Here is a 17,095-nt window from a genome sequence, read left to right as displayed (position 1 = left end):
CCGACCTGTCGCGGGCCCGCGCTGTATTGGGTTCCCTTGCGGAGCGCCGAGCAGCACAGCCGAGACGGGATGAAGCAGCCGGCTGTTTGAGCGTCAGCGAGTTCCGGCTGCGCCCGGCTCGGCGAGCAGCGCAGGGTATCGATGCGCAGCATCGACGCGTAGATAGGGTGTCGTTTCCTTTGCTTCCTTTCGTTTGGACAAGCAAACGAAAGGGAGTCGCGCTGCAGCGCGAAATCCCAGGTCACGTCCGACTCACGAGTTTTCCTCGCGCGAAAGGTTGGTTTGGGCGTCTAATATCTTGAACCACCAGTTGAGTTGGACTCTGGTTTCGCACTGTAGTGCGAGTCCCTTCTTTTGCTTGCTCAAAAGAAGGAACCAAGAAAAGAGCACCCGCATCGGCGCCGGCTGCGCCGGTCCACTCCGATGCTCGCGGCAACGGGATGCGGCAAAAACTCGGGCCGCTTTGGCGGCCCTCAAACATCTTGCCGCACCGGCGCGGTGCGCCGGACACCCGTCGCCGCTGTGCGTCTCCGTCGCCTCAGACGGGACGTAATACAAACCCATCTCTCAAGCATCGCGAGTACTTCGAAGTGTTGCGGGCCCGCGCCGGATTCGGGTCCCCTTGAGCGCAGCGCCGAGCAGTGGAGGGCGCAAGAGGAAAAAGACAGCCGTGTGTCTGAGTGCTGCGTAGCAGCGCGAGTTTCGCGGCTGTCCCTCTTGCGGCCGGAGCCGCGCCGGGCACCGATGCGAAGCATCGGCGCAAGGTAGGGTGTCGTTTCCTTTGCTTCCTTTCGTTTGGACAAGCAAACGAAAGGGAGTCGCGCTGCAGCGCGAAATCCCAGGTCACGTCCGACTCGCGAGTTTTCCTCGCGCGAAAGGTTGGTTTGGGCGTCTAATATCTTGAACCACCAGTTGAGCTGGACTCTGGTTTCGCACTGCAGTGCGAGTTCCTTCTTTTGCTTGCTCAAAAGAAGGAACCAAGAAAAGAGCACCCGCATCGGCGCCGGCTGCGCCGTGCCGTACGAGGCGAGGAGCAGGGTTTTCCCGGCGTAGCCGGGATGCGACCGCCGGCGTTCGGCAGGCGCCCCACGCTACGACTCGTCCGGTTCGACCCGCCGAAGGTCGCATCCCACAGCTTCGCTGCGGGAAGGCCCTGCTCCGCTTCTCGGGGCGACACTCCGCTGCTCGCGTCGACGGGATGCGGCCAGAACTCGCGTCGCTTTGGCGGCCTTCAAACAGGCTGGCCGCCCCGGCGCAGTGAGCCGGACACCCGTCGCCGTTGCGCGTCTCCGTCGCCTCAGACGGGACGTAATACAAACCTCTCTCCCAAGCATCACGAGGACTCCGCAGTGTCGCGGGCCGTGTCTGTATTCGGGCCAGTTGACCGCAGCGCCGCGGCGCAAGACGAGAACTAGTCCCAGGTTTGCAACTCTTGCCCCTTGGTTTCGGGCAGCAGAAACGCCGTGAGGATGACGATGAGGTAGGCGCCGCCGGCGAATATCCCGATCGCCAATCCCAGTCCGGCGTTTTCGCTCAGGTAGCCGACCAGGGTCGGAAACAGGGCGCCGATGCCGCGGCCGAAGTTGTAGGCGAAGCCCTGGCCGGCGGCGCGTACGCGCGAGGGGTACAGTTCCGTGAGGTACGGTCCCAGTCCGCTGAAGATGCCAGAGGCGGTAAAGCCGAGCGGGAAGCCGAGGACGAGCATGAAGGCGTCGTTGAGCGGGATCTGGGTATACAGGAACAGGCTGGCGCCGCACAGCAACGAGAACAGAATCAGGTTCGCACGCCGGCCGAGCCGGTCCGTCACCCAGGCGCCGGTGAGATAACCCAGGAACGAGCCGACGATGACCACGGCCATGTAGCCGCCCGTACCCATGACGGAGAGGCCGCGCTCGCTGCCGAGAAACGTCGGCAGCCAGGTGGTGATAGCGTAGTAGCCGCCCTGCACGCCGGTACAGAGCAGGGCGGCAAGGACGGTCGTCCTGAGGAGATCGGGGGCGAAGATATCGGTGAAGCGGGTGCTGCGTTCGTCGCGCAGGGCCTGAGTTTCCTTGAAGATTTTCGGCTCCGGCACACGGCTGCGGATATAGAGCACGAACAATCCGGGCAGCACACCGAACCAGAACAGGGTCCGCCACGCCCATTCCGGCGGCAGCAGGGTGAAGGCGATGCCGTAGACGATAGCGGCGATGCCCCAGCCAATCGCCCAGCCGCTCTGCACCGCGCCGACAATGCGGCCGCGCATTTCCGAGCGCACGATTTCGCCCATCAAGACCGAGCCGACCGCCCATTCGCCGCCGAAGCCCAGACCCTGAAGCGCCCGCAGCGCAAAGATCTGTTCGAAGTTCTGGGTAAAGCCGATCAGCGTGGTGCAAACGGCGAACCAGGCGATCGTGAATTGCAGGACTCTGACTCGCCCGAATCGGTCGGCCAGAATGCCGCCGGCCCAGCCGCCGATGGCCGAGAACAAGAGCGTGACCGTACCGAGCATGCCGGCTTGCCCGCGATCGATACCCCATAACCCCACCAGCGTGCTGATGACGAAGGTGAAGACCATGAAATCCAGCGCGTCGAGCGCCCAGCCGCCGAACGACGCGACAAACGTGTGCCGCTCGACCGGCTTCATATCGGCGAACCAGCTCATCGTCGGTTCTCCTTGTTATCGTTCCGGGAAATCGTAGAGCCGGGCCGGATTCTCCACGAGAATCCGGTGGCGCAGCGTCGCGTCGCTCACCCATTCGCCGAGCAGGTTGCGCATGTGGCCGGTATCCGGCATCGAGGCATTGGTCTGACCGACGTGCGGCCAGTCGCTGCCGTAGACGAGGTGTCCGGGCGCGGTGGCGATCAGGGCGGCGGCGAAGCGCGCGGCGTTGGCATAGTCGGGACCGTGGTCGATGCGATAGGCGCCGGACAACTTGGCCCAACCGCCGTGGTCGCGCACGAGCGTCAGCAACGCCTGGAACCCCGGATGATCGACGCCGAGCTCGGCCGGCATGTGACCCATGTGGTCGATTACGACCGGCACCGGCAGGCGTGCGATGCGGGGCAGAAGCTCGGGCAGCTGTCGTGCGTCCAGCAGCAGTTGCAGATGCCAGCCGAGCGGCGCGATTTTGGCCGCGAGCCGGTCCATGGCATCGAGCCCGATGCCCCCGCCGAAGAGGACGTTGAGCCGCAGCCCACGGACACCGAGCGCGTGCATGCGTTCGAGTTCGCGTTCGTCCACATCGGGATCGACCACGGCGACGCCCCGGAGCCGGCGCGGATGGCGTGCGAGCACCTCGAGCATGTAGCGATTGTCGGTGCCGTAAATGCTGATCTGCACCAGCACACCGCGATCCATGCCGGTGGCGTCGAGCATGGCCAGATAATCGGCCTCGGTCGCCGGGGGCGGCGTATAGCTGCGTTGCTCGACCAGCGGGTATGCGGGCGCCGTGGACACCACATGGGCATGCGTGTCGCAGGCCAGCGTCGGCGCGCTGAACGTCGGAGCGGCCCAATCTGTTTTCGGCGCGGCGCAGAGCGCGTGATCAATCGGCGGTGCGTCGTTCCCCATGGTCGGTCGACGAATGCATCATGCAGACGACGCTACCGCGAAAACGGGGCCCGGCGCGATGGCTCACCACGGCAACCGGTCGAGATCGACGTTGCCGCCGGTGAGAATCACGCCCACGCGACGGTTCTCGAAGTGTTGGGGTGCGGCGAGCACGGCCGCCAGTGCCACGGCGCAGGAGGGCTCGACAATGATCTTCATACGCTCCCAGATGAGCCGCATGGCGTGGATGATCGCGTCTTCGTCGACCCGCGTAATGGCGGCGACGTGCTCGCGCACGATCGGCCAGGTGATCTCGCCGAGCGAGGCTTTGAGGCCGTCGGCGATGGTGTCCGGCGCATCGTTGCCGCAGCGCTGGCCGCTCTCGAGCGATCGTGCCGCGTCGTCGGCCGCGGCCGGTTCGCCGCCGTGGACCGCGATATGCGGCGCGTGGGCGGCGATGGTCAGGGCCGTGCCACTGATCAGGCCGCCGCCGCCCACCGGGGCGATCACCGCGTCCAGATCCGGTACGTCTTCGATCAGCTCGGCCGCGCAGCTGGCCTGGCCGGCGATGACGCGCACGTCGTCGTAGGGTGCGATGAACTCGGCGCCGGTGTCGGCCACGAAGGCATCGAGCGCGGTCTGGCGCGCCGCATTCGTCGGCTCGCAGAAGATGACGTCGGCGCCGTAGCCGCGCACGGCGTCGATCTTCGGTTTCGGGGCCGTTTCGGGCATGACGACAGTGGCACGAATGCCACGCGCGGCGGCCGCACGGGCCAGCGCCTGACCGTGATTGCCGCTGGAGTGCGTGGCCACACCGCGCGCTGCTTGTTCGGCCGATAGCGAGAATACGGCGTTGGTCGCGCCGCGGGCCTTGAACGCGCCGGCCTTCTGGAAGTTCTCGCATTTGAAAAACAGACGGGCGCCGGTGGCCTCGTCGAGCGTGCGGCAGGTCAGCACCGGGGTGCGATGGATATGCGCGGCGATGCGCTCGCGCGCGGCGGCGAGGTCGGCAACGGTAGGGCGCGTCATTCGTGTCTTTAGTTCGGGCGAGAAGTCCGCATACTGCCATGATGGGCCGGATATCGATGCGTGGTCGTCCGGCGTGCGGGTCAATCAATTCAACGGAGTAGGTGATGGGAGAGCCGATGATGGTGCGCTATATCTGCGAACTGGCGGGCGATGAGACGATCGTCGAGGCCAGCTGCGCCGAGGACGCGGCCGAAGCCGCGGTCAAGGCGCATGCGGCCGAACACGGTGCCGGCACGTATACGGTGACCGTGTCGGAAGCCACCGACTACGATCTGCCGCTGATCGCGGGCGATGACTACACCATTACGGTGGACTGAGCGGTACGACGGGAGCGAACCGATGAGCGCATGGAGCACGGGCCTGGCCTGTACGCTGCTCGCGACGACGATGCTTTCGGGCTGCGCCGCATTGCAGTACGGCAGCGGCCACTCGAAGCTCGCCAAGCAGGCGAACGTTCTGCAAAACACGCCGGCCGCGCGCCACGCTGACGCCCAGCAGCGGCTGACCGACGCCCTGGCGACCATTTATGCCGACAGCTCGAACCGGCCGTTGCGTTATTACTCGAAGTTCGTCGATCTGAACGGCAACGGCCAGCGCGAGGCGGTGGTGTACGTCAAAGGGCCGAACGGCTGCGACCTGGGCTGCGATCTTTATGTGATGGCGCGGGACGGCGATCGCTACGAGGTGGTGTCGCGCATTCCGACCTCCAGAGCGCCGCTCTATCAGCTCGCGGCCAGCCACGATGGCTGGCACGACCTGCTGGTGACGACGCTGGGTGAGGACAACGGCTCGCAACTTCAGCGCATGCAATACGCCGGCGGCGGCTATGTGCCGGTCGACGACAAGGGCGCTGCCGATGCGCAGCGTACGGCGCTGATCCCCAATCTCCAGGGGCCCGGGCATGCGATACCGGCAAAGCCGGTGAAAGAGGGCCGCGCCGACTGACGATTCGCTTGGCCGAACCCGCAGCGCCGTAACCGGCCGGTCCGGGCGGCACGATCCCTGCTATCTTGTGGCTCGTGTCATGACAAGTGCGCCGAGTTGACCGCGGCGCGATATGGGGCGTGGGGATGCAACGAATCGTGATTGCCGCGCTAGCGGCCGCCGGCGTGGGATTCAGCGTGTCGGCAGCGGCCGATGAAGGCATGTGGACGCTGAACGATCTGCCCACGGCCCGCATGAAACAAGCCTACGGTTTCGCGCCGGATCCGGCCTGGGTGGATCGGGTACAGAAGGCGGCCGTGCGGCTGGCCGGCGGTTGCTCCGGGTCGTTCGTGTCCGCCGACGGGCTGGTGATGAGCAACCATCACTGCGCCAACGAATGCCTGTCGCGCCTGTCGAACGATGCGCACAATTACATGACGGACGGTTTCGTCGGCAAGGAAGAAGACGAACCCAAGTGCCCGAACATCGAGCTCAACCAGCTCGTATCGATCACCAACGTCACCGACAAGGTAGACGCCGCGCTGGCCGACAAGACAGGGGCGGCGCGCGTAGCCGCCCAGCGCGCCGTGGACAGCTCGATCGAGCAGGCCTGCGTGGCCGGCGATCCCGATCAATGGCGCTGTGATGTCATCACGCTGTACCACGGCGGTCGCTATGCGTTGTACAAGTACCGGCGCTTTCAGGACGTGCGCATGGTGTTCGCGCCGGAACAGAGCATCGCCTTCTTCGGCGGCGATCCGGACAACTTCAACTTCCCGCGCTACGACCTCGATCTAACGCTGCTGCGGGCCTATGTGGACGGCAAGCCGGCGCATACGCCGAACTATCTGCCGTTCGATGTGAACGGCCCGAAGGCCGGCGAAATGACGTTCGTGGTCGGCAACCCGGGCTCGACCCAGCGCGAAACGTCGTGGACCGCACTGGCTTATCTGCGCGACGAGAAAGTCATTCCGTATCAGGCGTATCTGTCGGAGGAACGCGGCGTGCTGTGGCAGTTCTCGCGTGAATCCGCCCGGCATGCTCAGGCCGCGCAGGACGATCTGTTCTACGGCGACAACACGCTCAAGGTGTTCAAAGGCTGGCTGGCCACGCTCACCGACGAATCCTTCATCGCGAAGAAGAAAGCCGAAGATACCGCCCTACGCCAGTGGATCGCGGCCGATCCGGCGCGGGTGAAGCAATACGGCCATCCGTGGCGGATCCTGGATAAAGCCGAGGCCAAGGGCGCGGAAATCCAGACCCGCTACGACATGCTCGAGCGCGGCCAGGCTTTCGGCGGCGATCTGTTCAAGTACGCCCGCACGCTGGTGCGAGCGGCTGCCGAGCGTGACAAACCGGATGCCAAACGCTTGCCCGAGTATCGCAGCGCCCATCTGCCCGCGGTGCAGCAGTCAGTCACATCGAGCGGGCCGATCTATCCGGACTATGAGCAGACCCGCATGGCCTGGGCACTGGAGAAGATGCGCCAAGCGCTGGGGGCCGACGATCCGTTCGTGAAGAACGTGCTGGGCGATCAATCGCCGGACGAATTGGCCAAGCGATTGGTATCCGGTACGAAGCTCGCCGATCCGGCCTATCGCAAGAAACTCTGGCAGGGCGGCGAGCGCGCAATTGAACAATCGGATGACCCGATGATCGTCTTCGCCCGCCAGGTGGACCCGGCTGCCCGCACCGTACGCAAGACCTACGAGGACGACGTCGAAGCGCCGACCGACCAGGCCGAAACCGCGATCGCCAAGGCTCGCTTCGCCCGCGACGGGGCCAAGCGCTATCCCGATGCCACGTTCACATTGCGCCTGACCTACGGTCGGGTGAAAGGCTGGATCGAAAAAGGCAAAAAGGTGGCGCCGTTCACCCATATCGACGGCCTGTACGCGCGCGCCACCGGCGCCGATCCGTACAAGCTGCCGGCGCGCTGGATTCAAGCCAAGGACAAGCTCGACGGCAACACGCCAGTCAATTTCGTTACCGACAACGACATCATCGGCGGCAACTCGGGCAGCCCGGTCATCGACAAGGCCGGGCACGCGGTGGGCCTGATCTTCGACGGCAACATCCACAGCCTGGGCGGCAACTTCACGTTCAACGATGCGAACAATCGCGCCGTGGCTGTGGATACGGCGTTTATCGAAACCGCGCTGCGCAAGGTTTATGACCGCAACGACCTTGCCGACGAACTGGCCCGGGGCCATCGCTCGTAAGCCACAGCCCGAAGCGGCAAGGCCATCGACCACGATCTATCTGTTGGTCGATGGCTTTTCCATGATGGCGTTCGTGGCGGCGACCGAGCCGCTGCGGATTGCCAATCGAATCGCCGGCGAGACGTTGTATCGCTGGCAGCTCGTCAGTGCGAGCGGGGCCGAGGTCACCGCATCCAATGGTATGCGCGTGCTGGTCGATGCCCGACTCGACGAGATCACGGGCAGCGTGCGACTGGCCGTCTGCAGCGGCTTTCTCGATGAATCGTCACCGTCCCGGGCGGTGTTAACTCGACTACGAGCACTCGACGGCGCGGGCGCGGTGCTCGGCGGCATCGATACCGGGTGTTTTGCGCTGGCCGAGGCCGGTTTGCTCGACGGGCAGACGGTGACCCTGCACTGGGAGAGCCTGCCGGCGTTTCGCGAGCGCTATCCACTAGTGCACGCCGTCGAGTCACTGTACGAAATCGGTTCGCGGCGGTTTTCCTGTGCCGGCGGTATGGCCGCCACCGATATGGCATTGGCCGAACTGGCGCGCGAGCACGGGCCGGATCTGGCCGATGCCGTAGCCGAGCAACTGATTCACGATCGGGCCCGCGACCCGGCGAGCCGACAACGGTTGTCGATCGTCAAGCGGCTCGGTATTCACAACGCCGCACTCGTGCGCGCGATCGCGCTGATGGAAACCCATCTCGAACCGCCGCTCTCGCTTGCGGTACTGGCCCAACGCGTGGGGCGATCGCCGCGCCAGCTTCAGCGCTTGTTCGAGACCGAGCTTCACACCACGCCAAAGGCCTGGTATCGGGACTTACGGCTCGATCATGCCCGGTCGCTGGTCGAGGCCACTGATCGACCGCTGGCCGAGATCGCATTGGCCGCCGGATTCAGTTCGGCCACGGCATTTTCGCGGGCATTCCGGAATCGTTTCGGGCAAGCGCCCTCCGGTTTGCGCCGGCACTGACAAAGATTCGACGCCCCGAGGCGCCAAGCAGCGTACATTCGAATCATAGTCTTGGCGCTCACGGAGTGGTTCGCATGCGCATTTTTGACAACCCGGTTGGGGCTGGGCCGTTGTATTTCGACAACCTCGCCACGGCCGAGGGCACGCCGGTCGCCTACGATCCGCAGGCGCGGGCCTTCATCCCCACGCCGCCGTTCTGTGCCAACCGAGCGCGTATCAACTGTAATTGGATTGCGCCAGCCGAGGGGGCGTTTTGTCGGGCTTGTGCGATGACGGCGCTCGCGCCCGACCCGTCGTTGGAAGACGCCATCCCCGACTGGGGGGAAACCGAACTCGCCAAGCGCTGGGTACTGGATAATCTCGGCCGCTGGCAGTGGTTTCGGCCCGAGGACCCGGGGGCGCGACCGGTCTTTCATATGCTGGCGGAAGCCAACGAGACGCCGGCGCCCATGGGGCATGGCGACGGGGTGGTGACCATCAGCGTATCCGAAGCGAACCCGGTAGTACGCACGCGTCGGCGCGAGGCATTGGGCGAGCCATATCGCACGATGATCGGTCATATGCGTCATGAGATCGCGCATATGCTTTGGTGGCGGCTCAGCCTGCGCGCCGATTTTATGGATGCCTTCCGCCATCTTTTCGGCGACGAGCGGGCGGACTACGGCGAGGCACTGCAACGCCATTACAACAACGGTCCGCCGGCCGACTGGCCGCAGCGTTTTATCTCCAGCTATGCCTCGGCACATCCGCACGAGGACTGGGCCGAGACGACGGCCCATCTGCTACATCTGACCGACATCAGCGATAGTTTCGTTTCGTCCGGGTTGGCAGCGGACTTCGTGCCCACGCCGAACTGGCATCCGTATGCCGAAGTCGATACCGCGCGGCTGGTGTACGTGGCCGCCGAGATTGCGATGGGCATTAACCACGTCAACCGATCGATGGGGCTGTCCGATCTGTATCCGTTCGTCTTGTCGGCGCCGGTGCACGAGAAGCTGGCGTTTGTGCATGAGTGGTTGCGGCGTGGGGCGCAAGGATGGTGACGCGGTAGTGGTTGATTGGCGATCTATTGGATCGGGAGGTCTGCTTTGTAGCGAGATATTTTTGTAGCGAGATATTTATGCGTATCGCGCTGTGTGTTGTTGTGCGTCTTGCGGTCGGCAATACGCTTAAGCACTAAATCCCAGGTGGCGTCAGGCTCGAAAGTTTTCCTGGTGCGAACGGTTGGTTTGGGCGGCCAATACCTTGAGCCACCAGGTCATTTGAACTTTGATTTCGCACTGATGTGCGAGTCACTTTCGTTTGCTTGTCCAAACGAAAGTAACCAAAGGAAAAGACACCCGCATCGGCGCCGGCTTCGCCGGTGCACTCCGATGCTCGCGACAACGGGATGCGGCAAAAACTCAGGCCGCTTTGGCGGCCTTCAAACAGCTTGCCGCACCGGCGCAGTGCGCCGGACACCCGCCGCAGCTGCGCGTCTCCGTCGCCTCAGACGGGCTCGAATACAGGCGCGAACGCCCAACCTTCGCGGGCCGTGTCTGTATTCGGGTTCCCTTGAGCGCAGCGCCGAGCAGTGGAGGCTGCAAGAGGAAAAAGACAGCCGTGTGTCTGAGTGCTGCGTAGCAGCGCGAGTTTCGCGGCTGTCCCTCTTGCGGCCGGAGCCGCGCAGGGCACCGATGCGCAGCATCGGCGCAAGGTAGGGTGTCGTTTTCTTTGCTTCCTTTCGTTTGGACAAGCAAACGAAAGGGAGTCGCGCGACAGCGCGAAACCCCAAGTAACGTCAAACTCGCGAGTGTTCCAAGCGCGAACGATTGGAGCGGCAGCCCATGATTAGAGCTACGGGGTGGGGCGAGTTTGGTTTCGCACTGATGTGCGAGTCCCTTCTTTTGCTTGCTCAAAAGAAGGAACCAAGAAAAGAGCACCCGCATCGGCGCCGGCTACGCCGGTCCACTCCGCTGCTCGCGACAACGGGATGCGGCAAAAACTCGGGCCGCTTTGGCGGCCCTCAAACACCTTGCCGCCCCGGCGCGATGCGCCGGACACCCGTCGCCGCTGCGCGTCTCCGTCGCCTCAGACGGGCGGCAATACAGGCGCGACGCCCAGGCCTCGCGGGCCGTGTCTGAATTTGGGGCACGCGAGTGTGCGGCGCCGCTACGACTGAGTGGCGCAACATGATGTGTCCACATACATGGGTTACACCTTTGTACATGGATGCGCGGCTTCGAACGTTTATTGCCAGCGTCCGACGCTGCAATCTGTATCGAACACATCTTGAGGCCCGCAACGGTGGGCCTCATAAAATCGGCGGATTAGCGACGCCGAATCCCAATCGTCCGTCCTGCCTGCGGCGGCCAAGCCGACGGGTTCCGGTGGCCATATCGGTCGGCGGCGCTCGCGACCGCTTCCGGGAAGGCGGTGGCGCGATGGGTCTCGCGATCGATGGCCATAAGCATCTGTTCGCTGGTGGCGGCCAGGGTGTCGTCGGCGCGATAGAGCGCGAAGAACAGGTGAAAACGTTTGGCGTCGCGATCAAGAATCGCGAGCTTCACGGTCAGCGGCTCGGCCTCCGGGCATTCGGCGAGAAAGCAGATATGCGATTCGAGGGTGAAGGTGGTGACGCCGGTGGCATCGCGGGCGGCTTCGTCCAGCCCGATCGCTTCCCAGAACGCATCGACCGCATAGGAGAAGACGCGGGCGTATTCGGCGTCGTTCATGTGCCCGTTGTAGTCGACCCATTCGGGGGCGACCCGGGTGTTCAGAATGATGTGATCCATGCGGGCCTGTTGGAAGCGGTGATGTTCAGATACGGCCGGGCAGCCGTTCGGACTCCGGCCAGTATTGCTCGACGAGTGCGAGCAGGTCGGTCAGGAACGCGTCGCGCCGGTGTTCGAGTTCGGCAATGGAGCGACCCGCGGCCTGGTGCTCGCAGCCGGCCACGACGCGCTCGATCAGTGTATTGGTGAGTTCCGGCGCTTCCAGTTTAGTCCAGGGTAGTTTCAGGGCCGGGCCGAACTGCTCCAGCATGTGGCGCATGCCTTGTTCGCCGCCGGCCAGGTGGAAGGTGAGAAACGTACCCATGAGCGACCAGCGCAGGCCAGCGCCGTAAACCACGGCGGCGTCGATTTCTTCGGTGGTGGCGACGCCGTCGTTGACGAGATGCAACGCCTCGCGCCAGAGCGCTTCCATCAGGCGGTCGGCGATATGGCCCTCGATTTCGCGCCGTACTACCAGGGGGCGCATGCCGAGTCCGCGATAGACGGCCTGGGCGGCGTCCAGTGTTTCGGGCGTAGTGGCGTCGCCGCCGACGAGTTCCACCAGCGGCAGCAGATACACCGGGTTGAACGGATGGGCGACGAATATCCGCTCTGGCGCATGGCCACAGCCGGCGGCGAGATCGGTGGGCTTGATGCCGGAAGTCGACGAGCCGATCAGCGTGTCCGGCGGCGTCGCGCCGTCGATGTTCGACAGCACTTCCTGTTTGAGTTCGAGCTGCTCGGGCACATTTTCCTGCACCAGATCGGCGTGGGCGACCGCGTCGTCGAGGTCGTCGGTCACGCGCCAGTTCTGACGGTCCGCACGCGCGGCCAGTCCGCGTTTTTCCATCGAGGGCCAGGCGATGTCGATGGTATCGGCGAGCCGGCGCCGGGCGGTTTCGATATCGGTATCGTAGGCGACGACTTCGGCGCCGGCAGCCAGGGCACGAACCGCCCAGCCGCAGCCGATCACCCCCGTGCCGACGATGGCAACGCGCCGGGGGACGGTGACGTTCTTTTCGATCGATGCGCTCATGCTGCACTCCCCGTGGTTGCGCCGCGCAGCGCCAGATGATCGCGCGTGGCCTGCGGGTTCATGACCGAGCCGCCCAGCGCTTCGATGAGGCCGCGTGCCTTGTCGACGAGTCCGGCGTTGTCCGCCTTCACGCCTTTCGAGAGATAGAGGTTGTCTTCCAGACCGACGCGACAATGGCCGCCCGCGATCATGGCCTGAGCCACCATCGGCATCTGCATCCGGCCAATGCCGAACGCGGCCCAGTGGGCGTTCGCGGGCAGCTTGTCGCGCATGGCGAGCATGGTTTGCGGATCGGCTTCGGCGCCCCAGGGTATGCCGAGACACAGCTGGAACAGCGGATCGCCGTCGATCAGCCCTTCGTCGATCAGCTGGCGGGCGAACCAGACATGGCCGAGATCGAAGCACTCCAGCTCGGGCTTCACGCCGGCGGCCTGAACCAGGGTGGCGTGCTCGCGCAGCCAGTCGGCCGAATTCAGATAGACCATGTCGCCGAAATTGAGACTGCCGCAATCCAGCGTGCAGATTTCCGGCAGCATTTCAGCGATCGGCGCATGGCGCTCAGACGGTGACTGCAGATCCGAGCCAGCGGCCGCGCGGATCTGGCGGTCCTCGCCTTCGGTGCCAGTCAGTTCGGGAAACAGATCGCCACCGCCACCCGCCGTGAAGTTGAGCACGATGTCGGTTTCGGCATCCCGCACCCGGTCGGCGATCTCGCGGAAATATTCGGCCTTGTGGCTATGGGCGCCGGTTTCCGGATCGCGAACGTGCACGTGGGCAATCGAGGCGCCGGCCCGGGCGGCATCCAGGCACGCCGCCGCGATTTCGGCCGGAGTCACCGGAACTTTCGGATTCTTCGCCCGGGTATCGCCCGCGCCCGTGACGGCGCAGGTGAGGATGACGTCGGTATTCATGAACAGCTCGCCGGTGGAACGTGAGCGCCAGTATGCGCGGCGTTGATCGATTCTTTTCGACTCAAAGCGACAATGTCTGTTCTCTATGCGACGCCGGTTACGCGGGCTGGGCCAAGTAGAGCGCCAGCATATGGGCGAGTTCGGTTTCCAGCAGCGATTGTCGGTCGGCGTGACGTTGCATGATCGCGCCGGCGCCCTTGAGCAGCGCGAGTACGGCCAGTGAGCGTGCTTCTATGTTCGAATCCGACAGATTCGGGTCGATCGCGTGCAGGACGCTGGCGATGCCGTTGCGCATGCTGCTTCGGATACGTTCGATCGCTGCCATGGTGGGTTCATCGGTTCGGTCGAATGCATCGGCCAATGCCGAGCCGGCCGCGCGATATGGCCCGAGCGCGACGATGCGCTGTACGAGTTCGGTCGCGGTTTGTTCGACCGACTGCTCTCGCGCATGCACGACACAGCTTTCGAAGGCCTCGTCGATGGCATCGCCGAAGCGCTCGAGGATCGTGTCGGCGACATGTTCCTTAGTCGGGAAAAACCGATACAGCGAACCGATCGCGGTTCCGGATCGCTCGGCGATTTCGGTCATCGTGACGGCGCTGTATTCGCGCTCGGCGAACAATTCCAGCGCTGCGGCCACAATCGCGGCAACCCGTTCCTTACCGCGTTTGCGCTGTGGCCGGACGGGTTCGCGCTGCGGGTCTATTGACTTTTGCGAGGACATCCTCAAATACTGGTTTTGCGAGACAGTCCTATCATATCTCCGTCTCGGCATCTTTCCATCATTTCCGAGGTTTCGTCATGCAGCTGAACTCTGGTCATACCGCGCTCCTCTCGATCGATTTACAGCAAGGCATCGTCGGGCGCGAGCTGGCGCCGCGCAGTGGCGAGCAGGTCGTTGCGGATACCCGGGCGCTGGCCGCGCGATTTCGCCAGGCGGGGGCACTGGTCATCAACGTACGGGTGTCGTGGCATGACGATCTCGGCGATACCCCGCCGGCCAACGTGGACGAACCGCTGCAGCTACCCGAAGGCGGCGTGCCGGCGGATTTCGTGCGTTTCGTCGATGGCGTGATGCAGCCGGGCGACCTGGAGATCGTCAAACGCCAGTGGGGCGCATTCCACGGCACCGAGCTCGACCTGCAACTGCGCCGGCGCGGCATTTCGACGCTCGTGATCGGCGGCATCGCCACAAATTTCGGCGTGGAATCGACGGTTCGCGATGCCTGGGAACACGGCTACGACGTCGTGGTGCCCGAAGATCTCTGCGCTACGATGTCGAAACCCATGCACGACATGGCGATTGCGAAAATCTTTCCGCGACTGGCTCGGGTGACGAATGCCGCCGCGCTCGAATTGATCGACTGAAACTCGCGCGCGCCGGTGTCATGACGAGGCGACGGGGCTTGTTCCGCTGGACGCTGCTGGTCTTCCTTTCGGCGATATTGGCCGTTGGGTTGGATTGGTTGCGTCTGCCGGGTGCCTTTTTATTGGGGCCGATGGCGGCGGCGATCGCGGTCACGGTTGGCGTCGGGCCGATCCATATGCCGCGATTACCGTTCGACTGGGCGCAGGGCGTCGTCGGTTGTCTGATCGCCGAGGCCGTCACGCCCAAACTGCTGGCTGAGATCGCCAGCGACTGGCCGGTGTTTGTCGCTGGTGTGCTGGCCGTGGTGCTGTTCAGTCTGGGGGTCGGCTGGCTGCTGACTCGCTGGCAGGTGCTCCCCGGCCCCACCGCGATCTGGGGCACGCTGCCCGGCGCGGCCACGGCGCTCGTGATCATGGCCGGGGATTTCGGCTGCGATGTCGGCTTGGTGGCGTTCACGCAGTATCTGCGGGTGATCGTGGTGTCGGTGCTGACCGCCGGGGTGGCGGCATTCGCGCTGCCGGCGGCGCAAGGCAGTGGCTTATCGTTCCAGCTGTTGCCTGCAACGCCTGACTGGATCGCGCTGGTCGGTACGTTGGTGTTCATCGCGGCGGCAAGTTTCGCCGCCCGGCGGCTGTGTATCCCGGCCGGGCCGTTGATGGCCGTGATGGTGGCCGGCGCGATCCTGCAGAACCTGCATCTTCTGGATATCGATCTGCCCGAATGGTTGCTGATCTTCGGCTATTGCTGCGTCGGTTGGGGCATTGGCCTGCAGTTTCGCCGCCAGACGCTGCGCGCTGCCATGCATGCGCTGCCGGCGATTCTGTTATCCACGCTGCTACTGGTGATCGCCTGCGGCGGTTTGGCCGCGCTGCTGGTCTGGCAGTTCGGGCTGGACCCGCTGACGGCTTATCTGGCGACTAGCCCGGGCGGGGCCAGTTCGGTCGCGATCATTGCCAGCGGTAGCCATGTGGACGTGTCCTATGTGATGTCCATGCAAATCGCGCGGGCGTGGTTTCTGATCCTCGTCGGGCCCTGGCTGGCGCGTGGGCTATCGCGCTTGGCCGGCTATGGTGCGGTTTCCAAGGCACCATCCCGGACCAAGCCGGACTGAGCCCGAACCGGGACCAATGCCCGGCGGGTCGATCGCTTCGATTGCTGTATTGGGCAATCAAGCGCACTATCTGCGCGACCTGATTTTGCCCGCGCACCTATGTTCGACATCGAAAGACGGTTGCGATCCGTGGCGTCGCGACACGACCGCAGCGGTTCATGACGTCGTTGCCTCATCGCATGGAGCCGTGGCCCGCGATGGTGCGTTGGATGCTGCTGATTGCAGTGTCGGGCGCGCTTGGGGCGTGCCTGCGCTGGCTGGGCCTGCCGGCCGGATTCCTGCTCGGCCCGATGATCGCCGCCATTGGCTTGTCGGTCGGCGGCGGGGCGGTCAGCGTGCCGCGCGTGCCGTTCCAGCTCGCCCAGGCCGTGATCGGCTGCCTGATCGCCCAGACCATCACGCTGCCGATTCTGGCCGAGATCGGCCACGAGTGGCCGGTGTTCGTGGGTGGGGTGTTTTCGGTGATTGCGGTGAGCCTGGTGATCGGTTGGCTGCTGACACGTTGGCAGGTGCTGCCGGGCCCCACGGCGATCTGGGGCGTCTCGCCCGGGGCCGCGGTCGCGATGACGCTGATGTCGGAGGCCTACGGCGCCGACCAGAGGCTGGTCGCGTTCATGCAGTACACGCGCGTGGTGATCGTGGCGTCTTCGGCGTCGATTCTGGCGGCGATCATGGCGCCGGCGACGCACGGCTCGACGAGTGAGGCCTGGTGGCCGGTCAGCCTGCCGGCGTTCGCCGGCACGTTGTTGATCGTGGCGCTCGGGTTCAGCATCGCACGCCTGTTGCGCACGCCTGCCGGGCCGCTGCTCACGGCGATCGTGGTCGCGGCCCTCGCGCAGAACGTGCTTGGCCTCGACCTACAATTGCCGTTGCCGCTGCTGGCCGTGAGTTTCGCCTTTGTCGGCTGGGGGATCGGCATGCGGTTCACGCGCACCACGCTGTCGCATGCGGTTCGCGCGTTGCCGGCGGTGATTGCGTCGATCCTGATTCTGGTCGCGGTGTGCGGCGGCATCGCCGTGTTGCTGGTGGTCTTCGCCGGGGTCGAACCGCTCACGGCTTTTCTGGCGACCAGCCCCGGCGGGGCCGATACGGTGGCGATCATCGCCAGCGCCACGCACGTGAACGTGGCCTACATCATGGCGATGCAGCTGGCGCGATTCTTCGCGGTGATGATCACCGGGCCGTTCTTCGCTCGGCTGTTAACCCGTTGGAGCGGTTACGCCGCGGTCGATCAGCGCCCATGACGGCTC

The 17,095-nt window shown here is 64.6% G+C and carries 16 protein-coding genes; 8 read left to right on the top strand and 8 right to left on the bottom strand.

What is annotated here, in order from left to right; translation table 11 throughout:
• From C41B8_RS20940 to C41B8_RS16855, 4 genes are all read right to left on the bottom strand, one after another.
• A partial coding sequence (locus tag C41B8_RS20940; RefSeq protein WP_232226106.1) for a hypothetical protein occupies positions 1-245 on the bottom strand: 245 nt, incomplete at its 3' end.
• Positions 246-1,411: 1,166 nt separating this feature from the next.
• Positions 1,412-2,644, bottom strand: coding sequence for an MFS transporter (locus C41B8_RS16865; protein WP_037340876.1), 1,233 nt, complete (start codon positions 2,642-2,644; stop codon positions 1,412-1,414).
• Between the two features lie 15 nt (positions 2,645-2,659).
• Positions 2,660-3,553 (bottom strand): amidohydrolase family protein, encoded by an 894-nt coding sequence (locus C41B8_RS16860; RefSeq protein ID WP_051883703.1) that lies wholly within the window; start codon positions 3,551-3,553, stop codon positions 2,660-2,662.
• 63 nt (positions 3,554-3,616) lie between these two features.
• On the bottom strand, positions 3,617-4,561 hold the full coding sequence (locus C41B8_RS16855; protein ID WP_037340874.1) for a pyridoxal-phosphate dependent enzyme: 945 nt from the start codon (positions 4,559-4,561) through the stop codon (positions 3,617-3,619).
• A gap of 104 nt (positions 4,562-4,665) precedes the next feature.
• Between C41B8_RS16855 and C41B8_RS16850 the strand changes: the two genes are divergently transcribed.
• The 5 genes from C41B8_RS16850 to C41B8_RS16830 all read left to right on the top strand — a co-directional run bounded on the left by C41B8_RS16850 (position 4,666) and on the right by C41B8_RS16830 (position 9,708).
• Positions 4,666-4,878 (top strand): hypothetical protein, encoded by a 213-nt coding sequence (locus C41B8_RS16850; protein WP_084189161.1) that lies wholly within the window; start codon positions 4,666-4,668, stop codon positions 4,876-4,878.
• 22 nt (positions 4,879-4,900) lie between these two features.
• Positions 4,901-5,506: a hypothetical protein gene (locus C41B8_RS16845; RefSeq protein ID WP_037340870.1), complete on the top strand. Its 606-nt coding sequence runs from the start codon at positions 4,901-4,903 to the stop codon at positions 5,504-5,506.
• A gap of 125 nt (positions 5,507-5,631) precedes the next feature.
• A complete protein-coding gene (locus tag C41B8_RS16840; protein ID WP_037340867.1) occupies positions 5,632-7,707 on the top strand; it encodes a S46 family peptidase in 2,076 nt (691 codons plus the stop codon).
• On the top strand, positions 7,658-8,665 hold the full coding sequence (locus tag C41B8_RS16835) for a GlxA family transcriptional regulator (protein ID WP_084189160.1): 1,008 nt from the start codon (positions 7,658-7,660) through the stop codon (positions 8,663-8,665). The genes C41B8_RS16840 and C41B8_RS16835 overlap by 50 nt, the downstream gene beginning before the upstream one ends.
• 74 nt (positions 8,666-8,739) lie before the next feature.
• Positions 8,740-9,708, top strand: a complete 969-nt coding sequence (locus tag C41B8_RS16830) for a zinc-binding metallopeptidase family protein (protein WP_037340865.1) — start codon at positions 8,740-8,742, stop codon at positions 9,706-9,708.
• A 1,266-nt stretch (positions 9,709-10,974) separates the two neighbouring features.
• Here C41B8_RS16830 and C41B8_RS16825 read toward each other — a convergent pair.
• The 4 genes from C41B8_RS16825 to C41B8_RS19835 all read right to left on the bottom strand — a co-directional run bounded on the left by C41B8_RS16825 (position 10,975) and on the right by C41B8_RS19835 (position 14,089).
• The gene (locus tag C41B8_RS16825) at positions 10,975-11,439 is read right to left on the bottom strand and encodes a thioesterase family protein (protein WP_037340863.1); all 465 of its coding nucleotides are present in this window, start codon (positions 11,437-11,439) and stop codon (positions 10,975-10,977) included.
• A 25-nt stretch (positions 11,440-11,464) separates the two neighbouring features.
• Positions 11,465-12,454 carry a 3-hydroxyacyl-CoA dehydrogenase NAD-binding domain-containing protein gene (locus tag C41B8_RS16820; RefSeq protein WP_037340861.1) on the bottom strand — a complete coding sequence of 330 codons (990 nt, stop codon included), beginning with the start codon at positions 12,452-12,454 and terminating at the stop codon, positions 11,465-11,467.
• Positions 12,451-13,365: a beta-keto acid cleavage family enzyme gene (locus C41B8_RS16815; protein WP_037340858.1), complete on the bottom strand. Its 915-nt coding sequence runs from the start codon at positions 13,363-13,365 to the stop codon at positions 12,451-12,453. The genes C41B8_RS16820 and C41B8_RS16815 overlap by 4 nt, the downstream gene beginning before the upstream one ends.
• A gap of 97 nt (positions 13,366-13,462) precedes the next feature.
• On the bottom strand, positions 13,463-14,089 hold the full coding sequence (locus C41B8_RS19835; RefSeq protein WP_051883702.1) for a TetR/AcrR family transcriptional regulator: 627 nt from the start codon (positions 14,087-14,089) through the stop codon (positions 13,463-13,465).
• Between the two features lie 77 nt (positions 14,090-14,166).
• On the opposite strand from C41B8_RS19835, the gene C41B8_RS16805 reads away from it, so the two are divergent.
• The 3 genes from C41B8_RS16805 to C41B8_RS16795 all read left to right on the top strand — a co-directional run bounded on the left by C41B8_RS16805 (position 14,167) and on the right by C41B8_RS16795 (position 17,089).
• Entirely contained in the window at positions 14,167-14,733 is a 567-nt protein-coding gene (locus tag C41B8_RS16805) for a hydrolase (protein WP_037340856.1), read from the top strand.
• A gap of 20 nt (positions 14,734-14,753) precedes the next feature.
• Positions 14,754-15,845: an AbrB family transcriptional regulator gene (locus C41B8_RS16800; protein WP_037340853.1), complete on the top strand. Its 1,092-nt coding sequence runs from the start codon at positions 14,754-14,756 to the stop codon at positions 15,843-15,845.
• A 158-nt stretch (positions 15,846-16,003) separates the two neighbouring features.
• A complete protein-coding gene (locus tag C41B8_RS16795) occupies positions 16,004-17,089 on the top strand; it encodes an AbrB family transcriptional regulator (RefSeq protein ID WP_084189158.1) in 1,086 nt (361 codons plus the stop codon).
• Positions 17,090-17,095 lie beyond the last annotated feature (6 nt).

Origin of the sequence: Salinisphaera hydrothermalis C41B8 (genome assembly GCF_000732535.1) — a bacterium.
Lineage (GTDB): Bacteria > Pseudomonadota > Gammaproteobacteria > Nevskiales > Salinisphaeraceae > Salinisphaera > Salinisphaera hydrothermalis.
This window is presented reverse-complemented; position numbering and strand designations above follow the sequence as displayed.